This window comes from Thermocrispum municipale DSM 44069 (genome assembly GCF_000427825.1).
In the GTDB taxonomy this organism is placed as follows: Bacteria; Actinomycetota; Actinomycetes; order Mycobacteriales; family Pseudonocardiaceae; genus Thermocrispum; species Thermocrispum municipale.
Genome location: NZ_KE386593.1, coordinates 672499 through 686176, shown reverse-complemented (window position 1 = coordinate 686176; position 13678 = coordinate 672499). Strand labels below are relative to the sequence as shown.

Annotated in this window: 13 protein-coding genes; 2 read left to right on the top strand and 11 right to left on the bottom strand. The window is 69.3% G+C overall.

Features of this window, described 5'->3' with window-relative positions; translation table 11 throughout:
* Positions 1-197: 197 nt before the first annotated feature.
* The 11 genes from YWM_RS0118645 to YWM_RS0118595 all read right to left on the bottom strand — a co-directional run bounded on the left by YWM_RS0118645 (position 198) and on the right by YWM_RS0118595 (position 12309).
* Positions 198-1001 (bottom strand): sugar phosphate isomerase/epimerase family protein, encoded by an 804-nt coding sequence (locus YWM_RS0118645; protein WP_028851959.1) that lies wholly within the window; start codon positions 999-1001, stop codon positions 198-200.
* Complete coding sequence (locus YWM_RS26300; RefSeq protein ID WP_052345116.1) at positions 998-2572, bottom strand: hypothetical protein; 1575 nt, start codon at positions 2570-2572, stop codon at positions 998-1000. The genes YWM_RS0118645 and YWM_RS26300 overlap by 4 nt, the downstream gene beginning before the upstream one ends.
* Positions 2573-2688: 116 nt before the next feature.
* Positions 2689-3687 (bottom strand): Ppx/GppA family phosphatase, encoded by a 999-nt coding sequence (locus YWM_RS24510; RefSeq protein WP_043661536.1) that lies wholly within the window; start codon positions 3685-3687, stop codon positions 2689-2691.
* Positions 3688-3693: 6 nt separating this feature from the next.
* Complete coding sequence (locus YWM_RS0118630) at positions 3694-4377, bottom strand: response regulator transcription factor (RefSeq protein ID WP_028851958.1); 684 nt, start codon at positions 4375-4377, stop codon at positions 3694-3696.
* Complete coding sequence (locus YWM_RS0118625; protein ID WP_028851957.1) at positions 4374-5564, bottom strand: sensor histidine kinase; 1191 nt, start codon at positions 5562-5564, stop codon at positions 4374-4376. The genes YWM_RS0118630 and YWM_RS0118625 overlap by 4 nt, the downstream gene beginning before the upstream one ends.
* A gap of 258 nt (positions 5565-5822) precedes the next feature.
* Positions 5823-6572 (bottom strand): phosphoglyceromutase, encoded by a 750-nt coding sequence (locus YWM_RS0118620; protein ID WP_028851956.1) that lies wholly within the window; start codon positions 6570-6572, stop codon positions 5823-5825.
* Positions 6573-6972: 400 nt separating this feature from the next.
* Positions 6973-7866 (bottom strand): DUF4349 domain-containing protein, encoded by an 894-nt coding sequence (locus YWM_RS0118615; protein WP_028851955.1) that lies wholly within the window; start codon positions 7864-7866, stop codon positions 6973-6975.
* 74 nt (positions 7867-7940) lie between these two features.
* Positions 7941-8459 (bottom strand): type III secretion system chaperone family protein, encoded by a 519-nt coding sequence (locus YWM_RS0118610; RefSeq protein ID WP_028851954.1) that lies wholly within the window; start codon positions 8457-8459, stop codon positions 7941-7943.
* Between the two features lie 22 nt (positions 8460-8481).
* Positions 8482-9747, bottom strand: a complete 1266-nt coding sequence (gene mshA, locus YWM_RS0118605) for a D-inositol-3-phosphate glycosyltransferase (protein WP_211232535.1) — start codon at positions 9745-9747, stop codon at positions 8482-8484.
* 228 nt (positions 9748-9975) lie between these two features.
* A complete protein-coding gene (locus tag YWM_RS0118600) occupies positions 9976-11130 on the bottom strand; it encodes a L,D-transpeptidase (protein ID WP_028851952.1) in 1155 nt (384 codons plus the stop codon).
* Positions 11131-11241: 111 nt separating this feature from the next.
* On the bottom strand, positions 11242-12309 hold the full coding sequence (locus YWM_RS0118595) for a UDP-N-acetylmuramate dehydrogenase (RefSeq protein WP_043661530.1): 1068 nt from the start codon (positions 12307-12309) through the stop codon (positions 11242-11244).
* Between the two features lie 24 nt (positions 12310-12333).
* On the opposite strand from YWM_RS0118595, the gene YWM_RS0118590 reads away from it, so the two are divergent.
* On the top strand, positions 12334-12843 hold the full coding sequence (locus YWM_RS0118590; RefSeq protein ID WP_028851950.1) for a DUF2505 domain-containing protein: 510 nt from the start codon (positions 12334-12336) through the stop codon (positions 12841-12843).
* A gap of 73 nt (positions 12844-12916) precedes the next feature.
* Positions 12917-13600: a DedA family protein gene (locus YWM_RS24505; protein WP_084612515.1), complete on the top strand. Its 684-nt coding sequence runs from the start codon at positions 12917-12919 to the stop codon at positions 13598-13600.
* The last annotated feature ends 78 nt before the right edge of the window (positions 13601-13678 follow it).

Genomic DNA, 13678 nt, shown 5'->3' with positions numbered 1-13678 from the left:
GCCGTCGTCGCTGTACGGGGGTACTTCGCCGCGGCGCACCGGGGACAGAGGGGACACCATGCCGTGCGCGCGAGGGCACGGTCCGCATCGGGCGCTTTCGGTGAAGCCGACAGGCGGCGCGGTGCAGGCGGGGCGCTGCCCGAGGTGCAGCCGCGTGAACAGCACCGCCTCGGCGCGGTGCCGGGCGACCGCTCGCATCACTGTCCGAGGTGCAGCCGCGTGAACAGCAACGCCTCGCTCAGTGCCCGCACCCGGTCGGCGGGCTTGCGCATGCTGCGAGTGTTGATCTCCAGGATGACCTGGCCGGAGAAGTTGCTCGTCGCCAGCTTCTCCAGGAACTCGGCGCACGGCTGGTTGCCCTTGCCCGGCATCAGGTGCTCGTCGACCGGCTTGCCGGTCCCGTCGGCCAGGTGAACGTGCGTCAAGCCGTCACCCATCCGGTCGGCGAGCGCGAACGCGTCCATCTCGGCGGCAGCCGTGTGCGACAGGTCCAGCGTGTAGTGCCGGTACCCGACGTCCGTGGGGTCGATGGAGGGGTGGAAGGCCGACACCCGGCGTCGGCGATCGCCGATCGGCGGCCGCACCTTGAACATGTTCTCCACCGCGATGTCGACCCCGCTGGCCTCCTCCAGCTCGGCGACCAGGTCGGCGAAGCCGTCGGCATAGCGGCGCTGCCATCGGAACGGCGGATGCACCACGACGGTCCGAGCGCCCAGCTCGAGCGCGGCATCCACGCTTCGACGCAGCCGCACCTCCGGGTCCGACGACCACACCCGCTGGGTGATCAGCAGCGACGGCGAGTGCACGGACAGAACGGGGACTCCGGTGCTGTCGGACAGCCACTTCAGCGCGGTGACGTCCTGGCTGATGGAGTCGACCCAGACCATCACCTCGACGCCGTCGTAGCCCAGCTCGGCGGCCAGTTCGAACCCAGCGTTGGCCCGCAGCGGCCATACCGACGCGGTCGACAGCCCAACCGGGATCGACGCCGGACCACTCATCTGGACAACAGCAGCAACATCGCAGGTGACACCGTGACCACCAGGCCGACCAGCACCGCAAGCAGCGTCGTCTGCATGTCCTCGGCCTTACGGATCTTGCGCACGATCCACACCAGGCCTGCGGTGACCACCAGCGCGGTGGCCAGCGCGACGACCGGCAGCTGATTCCACAGCCAGTTGAACAGCAGCCACACGGCGGCACCGCCGACCACGCCGAGGGCCAGCTGCACTCCGACGATCAGCCACTGCTTGGCAGGCGAGTCCTCGGACTCCTCGTCCTCGTCGGCGACCTCGTCGACGTCCTCCTGGCGGCCGCTCAGCAGCTCGGGCTCTTCGTCCTCGACCGCTGCGAAGTCGTCCGCCTGCTCGTCGGCGTCGTCATAGTCCTCGTACGCCCCGTCGTCGACGTAATCGTCCTCGGCGTAGTCGTCCTCAGCGTAGCCGTCGTCGTAGTCGTCGTAGTCGTCGTAGTCGTCGTAGTCATCGTCGACGTAGTCGTCGAGTTCTTCGTCCTCGACGTAGTCGAGCTCGTCGCCGTAGGCGTAGTCGTCGTCGGCCAGCGCGTCGTCTTCGTCCTCGTCGACGGCCTGGAACTGCTCGGTCGCCTCGGCTTGCTGCATCGGCCTGCGCGGCGGAGGCGGGAACGGCGGCTGACCGCCGGGCCCCTGCTGCGGCGGCTGGCCCGGCCGCGGTGGCGCCGGAGCGTCCGCGCCGTTGAGCCGGTCGTCGATCGAACCGGGCGGCGTGACGGGCGCAAACCCGGACGCGGACTTCTCCCCGACCGGCGAGCCGTTGCGCTCACCGGGAGGCGGCGCGGGCGCGAAGCCCTTGCCGGTGCGCTCGCCCGGCGGAACCGGGGCGAAGCCGGTGCCGGACTTGGGCGCGGGCGGGAAATCCTTGCGGATGCGTTCGCCAGGTGCAGGCGAGAAGGCAGCACCGGTGCGCTCACCGGGAGGCGGCGCGGGCGCGAAGCCCTTGCCGGTGCGTTCACCGGGCGGCGCGGGCGGGAAGCCTTGCCCCGGGCGCTTACCAGGCGCGGGCGGGAAACCCTTGCCGGTGCGCTCACCAGGAGGTTGCGCAGGCGCGAAGCCCGTGCCGGTCTTGTCCCCGGGCGGCGGCACGGGGGCGAAACCCCGTCCGGTCCGGTTGCCCGGCCCTGGCTGCCGCAGCGAAGGCACGTCGTCGGAGGACGAGCCGTCCTTCGGTCCGGCGGGCTTGATGTCCGTCCGGGTGGTCGCCGAATCGACCGCGTCCTGCGCCGGTTCGGGCGCGGGGGTCTTCTTCGGCGTTTCCGGGCGCGCGACCTCGGTCTCGGTGTCCAGCTCGCCGAGCGAGTGCCCGTTGCGCTCCCTGGGCTTGAAGTCGACATCCTGCTCGGACCGGATGCGCGCGATGATCTCGTGCGGCGCGGTCGTCGTCAGCTCGGACTCGGCCGATTCCTCCTGGTCGTCCGCTGCCCGCCTGCGGCGGCGACGACCGGCACTGCTGCCGAGGTCGGCCTTGCCGTGCTGGGCTAACAGCTCGGCGACAGTGAGCCGCCGCGTGGGCTGTTCACCGTTCTGTCGACTCATCCCTCTCACCGTGCCTGATCGCCGATCCGTGCATCAACTTCGCGTAACGACTTTGCCAGCAGCCTAGACACAACCGGCCTCGACTTTCCTGGCACACAGCGTTACACGGTACTGAATCACGCGCGCCGGTGTGCAGGGCCGACCCCGGCCGGACCCACTTGCTGCGACCACACCTCGCCGTGTACGTCCAGGTCCGTGTGGTCCAGCCTGCGCAGAATGACCCCTTCGCGCAGCGCCCACGGGCACAGCGTCAGTTCGCTCACACCGAGTGCTCGCATCGTTGCTTGGGCGACCAGCGCACCGCCGACGAGCTGGTGCGCGCGCCGCGGGCTGACCCCGTCCACCTCGGCCAGATCCGACGAGGTGATCCGGGAGATGAACGCGATCAACTGGTTCAGCGCGTTCTCGGTGAGCGTGCGGCGAACCCGTGGCCCTGCGGCGGACGGAGCGGCACCGGTGAGCCTGGCCAGCGACCGGAAGGTCTTGGACGTGGCCACCACGCGGTCCGGCGCACCGTCGGCCAGTACCTGCTCGCGCAGGCCGGCCAACTGGTCGTCCAGCCACGCCCGGGTGTCCACCAGCTCCGCACGAGTGGGCGGATCGCTGCTGAACCTGGTGCGGGTCAACCGCCCGGCACCCACCGGAAGCGAGATCGCGACGTCCGGGTCCTCGTCCACACCGATGGCCACCTCGAGCGACCCGCCACCGATGTCGAGCACCAGCAGCCGGCCGGCGGACCAGCCGAACCAGCGGCGGACCGCCAGGAATGTCAGGCGCGCCTCGTCCGGGCCGGACAGCACCTCGAGGTCGACGCCGGTCCGTTCGTGTACTTCGCGCAGCACCTCGGTGGCGTTGGTCGCCTCGCGCACCGCGGACGTCGCGAACGCCATCAGCTCGCCACACTCCAGCCGGATCGCCGCGTCGCGCGCTTCGGTGACGGCACGTACCAGGGCCTCGGCGCCGTCCTCGGTCAGCTCGCCGTCCGGGTTGATCCGCTCGGCCAGCCGCAGCGTGTTCTTCTCCGAATGCGTCGGGGTCGGGTGGCCGCCCCGGTGGGCATCGACCACCAGCAGATGCGTCGTGTTCGAACCGACGTCAAGCACCCCGAGCCGCATGGCCGCTCACGCCTCGAGCTTGTAGCCGAGACCGCGCACGGTCACCAGGTAACGCGGCGCCCCGGGGTCCGGCTCGATCTTCGAGCGCAGGCGTTTGACGTGGACGTCCAGCGTCTTGGTGTCGCCGACGTAATCCGCGCCCCACACCCGGTCGATCAACTGCCCGCGCGTGAGCACCCGGCCGACATTGCGCATCAGGTACTCCAACAGGTCGAACTCCTTCAGCGGCAGCGAGACCTCTTCGCCGTCGACCGTGACGACGTGCCGCTCGACGTCCATCCGCACCGGCCCCGCGGTGAGCACGGACGACGAGTCGTTGTCCTTCGACTCCCCGCCGCGCCGCAGCACTGCGCGGATCCGGGCGACGAGTTCGCGGGCCGAGTACGGCTTGGTGACGTAGTCGTCCGCGCCCAGCTCCAGCCCGACCACCTTGTCGATCTCGCTGTCCCGCGCGGTCACCATGATCACCGGAACCGACGTGCGTTGCCGCAGCTTCTTGCACACGTCCGTGCCGCTCATGCCCGGCAGCATCAGGTCGAGCAGCACGATGTCGGCGCCGTTGCGGTCGAACTCCTCCAGCGCCTGCGGGCCGTCGGTGGCGATCGCCGTGGTGAAGCCCTCCTTGCGCAACAGGAACGCCAGCGGGTCGGCGAACGACTCCTCGTCTTCGACGATCAGCACCCTGGTCACAGCTGTCCTCCGTGGTCGGTCCCGACGAGCCTGGGTCGGCGCTCGCCGTTCGTCGCAGTGGTCTTGACGTCCTGTCGTGCGGGGATGCACAAGGTGAACGTCGAGCCGGTTCCCGGCACGCTCCACAACCGCACCGAGCCGCCGTGATTGGCGGCGACGTGCTTGACGATGGCCAGTCCGAGGCCGGTGCCGCCGGTCTCCCTGGACCGTGCCTTGTCCACCCGGTAGAACCGTTCGAACACGCGCTGCTGTTCCTCGGGCGCGATGCCGATGCCGCGGTCGGTGACCGAGATCTCCACCATCCCGTCGACCAGCTTCCGGGACACCGAGACCGGGCTGCCCGGCGGCGAGTAGGCCACCGCGTTGTTCAGCAGGTTGGTCAGCGCGGTGACCAGCAGCGTGCGGTCGCCTTCCACCACCAGCCCGCTGTCCGCGTCGGTGGTGAACCGCCTGCCGTCGTCGTCCTCGGGCAGCTGCACGCGGTCGAGCGCCTCGGCCACCACGTCGTCGATGCGCACCTCGACCAGATCCGGTAGCCGTTCCGCGCCTTGCAACCGGGACAGCGCGATCAGCTCGGAGACCAGCGTGCCCATGCGGTTGGCCTCGTTGAGGATCTTCTTGCCGAACCGGCGTACCTCGTGTGGATCGATCGGGTACTCGGCCGCGTCCAGCACCGCCTCGGCCAGCAGCGCCATCGCACCGACCGGGGTCTTCAGCTCGTGGCTGACGTTGGCCACGAAGTCGCGCCGGGTGGCTTCCAGCCGCACCGCCTCGGAGTGATCGACCGCCTCGATGACGGTGAACCCGTCCCCCAGTGCCGTGGCTTCGCCGACGACCGCCTCCGGCTGCCTGCCGCGGGCCTGCAGCGGGGAGAGGTCGATGGACACCTTCTCCCCGGTCTTCTCCGCCTTTTCCGCGGCCACCCTGGCGCGGGGATCGATGCGGTTGTCGCGCACCACGCCGAGTTCGACCGCGCGCGGATTGTGCAGCACGGTGTCGCCGAATTTGTTGATCACGGCGACCGCGCTGCGGGAGGAATCGAGCAGCCGCAGCAGCAATTCGGCCACCGTCGGGCCTTCCGGTCGGCCGTTGCGCTGGCCCCGCGCCGAGCGCCGGAGGAAATACCCCAGCAGCACGCCGGCCAGCAACGAGCCGACGGCGACAGCGACGGTCGCGACCACACTCACGGGCGAATCGTAAACATGCAGGTAGCCGGTTGTCCTAGCCTCGGACGGCGAATTCGTGACTGCGATGACATCCGACGGTCGAATATTTCCCGTCCGGACAACTGTTGTTCACCCGATCGTGGTCGCCGTTTCACCGCACGAAAATGCCCCGGCGAGGACGTTCGCCGGGGCATTCGTGGTCGTGCGGGGATCGGCGGAAGTCGCGTCGGCACCCTGCGACGGGAACGATCCCTGCGACAGCTCGCGACCCGTGGCGGATCAGCGGCCCTGCTTGGCCACCGCTTCGGCGGCGGCCTTCGCCGCGTCCGGGTCCAGGTACTCGCCGCCGCGCTTGATCGGCTTGAGATCGGCGTCCAGGTCGTACCGCAACGGGATCCCGGTCGGGATGTTCAGGCCGACGATGTCGGAGTCGGAGATGTCGTCCAGGTGCTTGACCAGCGCGCGCAGTGAGTTGCCGTGCGCGGCGAGCAACACCGTCTTGCCCGCCCGCAGATCCGGCACCACGGCCGACTCCCAGTACGGCAGCACGCGCTGCAGCACGTCCTTGAGGCACTCGGTGCGCGGCATGTCGACGCCCGCGTACCGCGGGTCGCCGTCCTGACTGAACTCGCTGCCCGGCTCGATCGGCGGCGGCGGCGTGTCGTACGAGCGACGCCACAGCATGAACTGCTCCTCACCGAACTGCTCGAGCGTCTGCTTCTTGTTCTTGCCCTGCAGCGCCCCGTAGTGCCGCTCGTTGAGCCGCCAGTCCCTGCGCACCGGGATCCACAGCCGGTCCGCGGCGTCCAGCGCGATGTTGGCCGTCACGATCGCGCGACGCAGCAACGACGTGTGCACCACGTCCGGCAGCAGGCCGCGCTCGCGCAGCAACTCACCCCCTCGCTTGGCCTCCTGTTCACCCTGCTCGGAGAGGGGGACGTCGACCCACCCGGTGAACAAGTTCTCCGCGTTCCAGGTGCTCTGCCCGTGGCGGAGCAGGACCAAGGTTCCCATCGCGTTGTCAGCCATGCGTTCAGGCTATTCGGTGTGCCTGCGGTGTGGGGTGACGGGTAAAGCACGCGCTACCGAACGTAGAACGAACGCGAAACCTCGTTGTCCCACCCGGCCACGTTCGGTGAATTTTTCCCCCGAGCGGACGCACCGGCACTGCCCCAAGTGGATGTGATTGTCAGAATCCGCCCGGATGGATGAGTGGCGGTACTTGAGAAGTGCCGGGGACTTCTGACAAGTTGGCATGCGACCCCGTCCGCGCCGGCCTCCACGCACTCCCCGGCGTGGATCGGGAATCGCCGCCGCCCGTTGGCTCCCGTCACGGTCGGACTTCGGCGGATCTGGCGGAACGGCTCGAGCTTCGCGACTCCCCCTCCCTCGAGCCGTTCCGCCAGTCGTTACCCAGCGTCAGTGGAAATCAACTCTGTGTGGCTGGCTTGCGCTTGCGGCGCCGGAGCAGCCAGAGCACCGCGACGAGGGCGGGCACGCCCAGCGTGAGCAGGAACGGCACGGCGGCCCCGATACCGGTCGCGATGCCTGCCAGCACGCTGGTGAAGGCATCCCATCCGCCGGTGAGCCCGGCCAGAAAGCCCGTGTCGTCGTCGCTGTCGGCCGGCGGCGCGCTGCGCTGCAGGATCGTGACATGCACCGGCGCCATGGCGGCCTGGCCTGCCAGCGACTGCTGTCGAGCCAGCAGCGACTCCAGTTCGGCTTCCCGGGAGGCCAGCTCCTCCTCGACCGTCACGATCTCGCTGATGCTCTCCGCTTTGTCCAGCAGCGCGCGGGCACGGGCCACGCTCTTGCGCTGCGACGTGATACGGCTGTCGACGTCCACCACGGAGTCGGTGACGTCCTCGACGCTGACTTCGCGAGAGGTCAGCGTGCCGATCTTGGCGAGCCGATCAAGCGCCTGGTCCAGCTTCTCGCCGGGAACGTTCAGCGTGAGCCTGGCCGAATCGTCGGACGTGCGCTCCGACCCGACGTAGCCGCCCAGGTCGGTGGCGATGTCGCGAGCTTGTCCTGCCGCTGCTTCGACGTCTCGCGCACGCAGTGTGGCGCTCGCGGTGCGCGCGAGCTTGCGGTCGTGCTGAACGAGGTCCTTACCGCTGACGTTCTCACGCCTGCTGTTGTCCGAGCCGGAACCTGGTGCGGACTCCTGGGGGTCCGGCACGGACCGGTTCGGCGCTTCCGCCGAGCCTCCGGCCGAGTCGCGCATCGGCGATCCGGCCTGCCTGGCACCTTCCGACGTGCACCCGACGACCAGCCATCCGGCCAGCGCGAGCACCCCCAGCATTCGTAAACCCCTGCGCATGCGTGTCCCCTTTGCGTCTTCTGTGTGGCGCACCCGGGACGGAGGGGAGGCTCGGTGCCGTTGCACCGAAAAGGTCACGAATCGGACAAGCTGCCCGGTTCGTGCTGGGCGGAAGGCTCGATCAAGTGCTCGAAAGCGCGCAAGTTGGCCAGCGACTCGCCACGCGAGACCCGCCAATCCCATTCCCGCCGGATCGACTCGGCGAACCCGAGCTCCAGCAGCGTGTTGAAGTCACCGTCGGCGGCCTGCAGAACCTGCCCGAGCAGGCGGTCCAGCTCTTCCTCGGTGACCGACTCGTGCGCGAGCCTGCCGACCAGGTAGATGTCGCCGGTGTCGTCGATGGCGTAGTGCACGCCGTACAGCCGGGTGTTGCGGCGCAGCAGGTAGCGGTAGACCTGCTCGTGGTTCTCGTCCGGGCGGCGGCACACGAACGCCTCGACGCCGAACGAGTTGTCCCCGATGATCAGCCAGCAGTTGGTCTGCAGCTTCTTGGTGCCAGGCAGCGTGACGAAGAACTTGCCCGGCCCGTGCTCGACATACTTGACCTCCATCGCGTCCAGCGTGGACCGGACGACCAGTTCGAGGTCGGACATCGCGCCTCCCGGGTTGTGGTCCCTAGACGGCGGCCTGCGCGGCTCGCGGCCGGCCGGCGGCCGCACCCGCCGCGTACGCGGCCAACAGCTTGTCGGTCGTCGCACGCCACGAGAAGTCTGCGGCATGAGCGTAAGCGCCCGCGGACAACCGCGCGCGCTCGCCCGGACGGAGCGCGACGGCGCCCAACGCATCCGCCCAGTCGGCCGAGCGATGCGTCGGCACCAGCAGCCCCGAGACACCGTGCCGGACCGCGACCGGCAAGCCACCGACCTCGGCGGCCACTACGGGCGTCCCGCACGCTTGGGCTTCCAGCGCCACCAGGCCGAACGATTCGTTGTGGCTGGGCACGGCGACGACGTCCGCCGCGCGGTAGACCTGCACAAGACGGTCGGCGGGCTGCGGCGGGATGAAGCGCGTGACGTCCTCGATCCCCAGCTGGTGGGCCAGCTCGCGCAGCGCGGTCGGCTGATCCAGTCCCGTGCCGGACGGACCGCCGACGATGAGCACCACCAGCCGGTCACGCACCTGCGGGTGACGCTCCAGCAGCACGGCGGCCGCGCGCAGGAGTACGTCCGGGGCTTTCAGCGGCTGAATCCGGCCGGCGAACGCCAGCACGATCGCATCCGACGGCAAGCCCAGCTCGGCCCGCGCCACGACCTGCGAGCCGGGGGTGAAGCGTTCCAGATCCACGCCGGGAAGCACGGTGCTCACCGCGGCCGGGTCCGCGCCGTAGAGCTCCACCAGTTGCGCGGACTCGACGGCGGTGTTGGCCACCAACCGGTCGGCGGCGTCCACCACCTGCTGCTCACCGATCTCCCGACCGCGTGGCTCGGGCTTGTCGCCCTCGGCCAGCGCCGCGTTCTTCACCCGGGCCAGCGTGTGCGCGGTGTGCACCAGCGGCACCCGCCACCGCTCGGCGGCCAACCATCCCACCTGCCCGGACAGCCAGTAGTGCGAGTGGATCAGGTCGTAATAGCCCGGTGGGTGGAACGCCTCGGTGCGCAGAACGCCCGCGGTGAACGCGCACAGCTGCCCGGGAAGTTCGGAGCGGTCCAGCGGCTCGAACGGGCCCGCGGGCACGTGCCGCACCTGGACGCCCGGCGTCATTTCCACGATCGGGGGCTGGTCGGACGACGTGGCGCGGGTGAACACCTCGACGGCGATCCCCCGGCGCGCCATCTCCTTGGCGGTTTGCGTGATGTAGACGTTCATCCCGCCCGCGTCCCCGGTGCCCGGCTGCTCCAGCGGCGATGTGTGCACCGACAGCACGGCTACCCGGCGCGGCATCCATCCGACGGTCCGGGAGAAGACGTCGGAGGACACGGTGGTGCGGGACGTCATCGGGTAACCCCCTCGCGTCGCGGGCACGGGTTCTCTCGGCGTCCAACACCTGGGACGGCGAAGATCTTCCCACCAACTGTGGCGGATAATGGGTGGTTGGCCTCACATCTGCACGCGCGAGTGTGGCCTTGCGCACGTCCGGCTCGCCCCGCGCCCACGTCCGGAGGGGGTTCGCTACAGCGCCGAAAGGCCCCGCCAGGAGTCCCAGTCCAGCAGCCAGTCCCACACGTCGGAGGTCTTCGGGAAGTCCGCCTTCGAGCCGGTGATCTCCACCGGGTCACCGATCATCGCCGAGTCGAAGTAGTCCTTGGCGTCGGCCTCGAAGAGGTTGATGCAGCCGTGCGAGGTGTTCCGCTTGCCGATGTTGGCGCGGTTCTCCTCGTTCTCGTGGATGTACTCGCCGTGGTTGGAGATCCGGCAACACCACTTCTTCTTGACGTCGGTGTAGCCGTAGCGCTCGTTGTCGAAGATCGACGTCGGCTCCTTGGTCATCACGATGACCGTGCCGTTGGGGGTGTTCAGATCCGGGTTGGCGTCCTCGCCGTTGCTGCACGGGTAGGTCTTGTACAGCTTGCCGTCCCGGTAGACCTTCATCTGGTGGTCCGGGGTGTGCACCTTGACCACCTGGTTGCGGCCGATCCGGAACTTGGTGGTGACGTCCGCCTTGCCGTAGGCGCCGCCGCCGTAGTGCACGCCGTAGAGCTTGGCGGTGACCTCCACCTCGGTGTCGGCCGGCCAGTACTCCTTCGGCCGCCAGTCGACCTGCTGGTCGTGCAGCCAGCCCCACGAGCCCTCCACCTCGGGCGAGGTGGAGACCTTGAGCGCCTTCTCCGCCGCCTTGCGGTTCTTCACCGGGGAGTCGAACCGGACGCTGATCGGCATGCCGACACCGACCACGGCGTCGTCGATCGGGTTGAGCGTCGCCCGCACCAGGGACTTGGGCTTGACCGTGGTGAAGCTCCCGGTCAGCTCGACCGGCTTGTCGTCGTCCCCCATCGCCTTGGCGGTGTAGGTGTACTTCTTGCCGTAGCCGAGCGGCTCGTCCACCCGCCAGCTCTTGCCGTCCTCGGCGATGGTGCCCTTGACCTGCTTGCCTGCCGGGTTGGTCAGCGTCACCTCGGTGAGCTTGCCCTTGCTGACCGTCAGCTCGACGCCGTCGGTCACACCGACGTCGGTGGCGCCGTCCTCCGGATCCGCGGTGATCGTGGCGATCGGCGGCCGATCCGGATCCGCGGTGGCCTGGCCGTCCTCACCTCTGGTGCAGGCGGCCAGCAGCCCTATGGTCGATCCCGCCACGGCCGCGTGGACCACAGTGCGCCGTGTTATCACGGGTACTCCCCTCCTCACAGCGGCGGTGCGCCGCAGTGGACAAACCCCCAGACCCCATCAAGAATGCCACGGCCCGTGTTGTTCGTCGGCAGCAGAGGGTCGTCGATCGGTTCACAACGCGCAACCGATGAGCAACGGCTCCGGGTGGAGCGTGATCCCGAACTTGGCGGCCACGCCGTCACGCACCTCGCGAGCCAGCGCCAGCAGATCGTCGGTGGTTGCCGAGCCGCGGTTGGTCAGCGCGAGCGTGTGTTTGGTCGACAGTGACACCCGGCCGCCGGGGCCCTGATGGCCCTTGCCGAACCCGGCCCGCTCGATCAGCCACGCGGCGGAGAACTTGACCGCGTCACCAGGCGCCGGGTAGGTGGGAATCCGCACGTCAGGGCCCACGATGTCGGCGATCCGCTGCCGCGCGTCGGCGGCCTCGGCGGCAGGCAGGACGGGGTTGGTGAAGAACGATCCCGCACTCCAGGTGTCGTGGTCGTCCGGGTCCAGAACCATGCCCTTGTCACGCCGCAACAGCAGGACCGCTTCGCGGACATCGGCCGCAGGCACGCGTTCGCCAGGCTCGACTCCGAGGGTACGGGCCAGCTCGGCGTAGCGGATCGGTTGGCTGAGCCCGTCGGCGTGCAGATCGAACGTGACGGCGAGCACCACCGCCTCGTCGGTACCCTTGAACCGGCTGGTGCGATACCCCAACGCCAGCTGCTGCGGCACCATCGTCTCTCGCTCGCCGCTGCCGCGGTGGTAGACCCGCACCGAGTGCAGGAAGTCGGCGACCTCCCAGCCGTACGCGCCGACGTTCTGGATCGGCGTCGCCCCGACGCGGCCGGGGATGCCCGACATGCATTCGAGCCCACCGAAGCCGGCCTCGACGGTCCGGGCCACGAACGCGTCCCAGTCCTCGCCCGCGGCAACCTCGACGCGCACCCGCTCGACACCGTCGACCTGCGTCCGCTCGATCCGCTGGCCCTCCGTGCAGATCCGGATGGCGGTGCCGTCGAACCCGCTGTCGGAGATCACCAGGTTCGAGCCGCCACCGAGCAGCAGCACCGGCTCACCGGCGGCGTCCCGCTCGGCCACCGCGGCGACGAGTTCGTCGTCGGTCTTGGCCTCGAGCATGGATTTCGCCGGGCCGCCGAGCCGCAGTGTCGTGTGATCAGCCAGGGATGCGGGCATGACCAGCAGGGTAATCTGCCGCCCATGGCACGCCCCCTGCAGCACAGCACCGAGTTCTCCTACCCGGTCGACAAGATCCTCGCCACCATCGCGGAGGACGCCGCGATCCGCGCCCGCCTGGACGCGATCGGCGGGCACGAGGCCGAGCTCCTCAGCCACCAGAAGCGGCAGAACGGCTACCGCTACACCCTGCGGCAGGGCATTCCGGCCGACAAGCTTCCCTCCATCGTGCGCAAGATCCATTCAGGTGACCTGATTGTTAAGCGCGAGCAGGAATGGGTGATCGGCGGCGACGGCACGGTCACCGGCACCGGCGGCGCGACCGTGTCCGGTGTGCCCGGTTCGATCACCGTCACGACCGCGCTCACGCCACGGGGCGACGGGGCGAAACTGCAGGTCAACGGCAAAGTCGAGGTGTCGATTCCGCTCATCGGCGGCAAGCTCGAGCAGACCATCGCCGAGCAGGTGGTGAAGCTGTTGCGGCGCGAGGACGAGTTCGTCGCGCAGCAGCTGGCCGGCGCCGAGACCGGGTGAGATCACTCAGGGTTCACCCGGATATTGCTCCATTTCGGCGGTACGCGGTGCCGATCCGCGACACCATCGAAGCATGTTCGAGCTTCTTGATCAGTTCGTCACGCTACTGCGGACCACGGTCGACTCGCCGTGGCTGTGGGTGCTGCTGTTCCTGATCACGATGCTCGACGCCGTCATCCCGTTCTCGCCGAGCGAGACGACCGTCGTGACGGTGGCCGTTCTGGTCAGCCCGCATTTCGAGCTGCTGCTGCTGGCCATCGCGGTGTCCGCGCTCGGGGCCTTCGTCGGTGACTGCGCCAGCCACGCGATGGGCCGGTTCGCCGGGCCGAGCCTGATCGCCCGGTTCTCCCGCGGGGAGAAGGGCCGGGAGCGTATCGAGTGGGCGCGCGCCAAGGTGCATCAGCATGCCGTGCTCCTGCTGCTGGTCGCCCGCTACCTGCCCGGGGGGCGGTTCGCGACCGGCGTCGCCACCGGTGGCATCCGGTACCCGTGGCGCAAGTTCCTGACGTTCGACCTGATCGGCACCACGATCTGGGCGTCCTACAGCGTGCTGATCGGGTACGTGGGTGGCTCGTACTTCGCCGACAACCCGGGCAAGGCGCTGCTGCTGGCGTTCGCGATCGCGCTGACCACGGTGGGCCTGATCGAGGTCGGACGCCGCATCTGGGCTCGCTCGCACGGCAAGAGTGCGGACGCCGAGAAGACCCAGCCGCTCGAGCCCGAGGCGGCCGCGCAGCAGGGCACGTGCGCCCCGTAACAGCCCGCACGCCTTGACAGTCCGCGTGACCGAAACACGTGGGCCACCTAACGCCGCGTTCCGACCGATTCGGCGCCC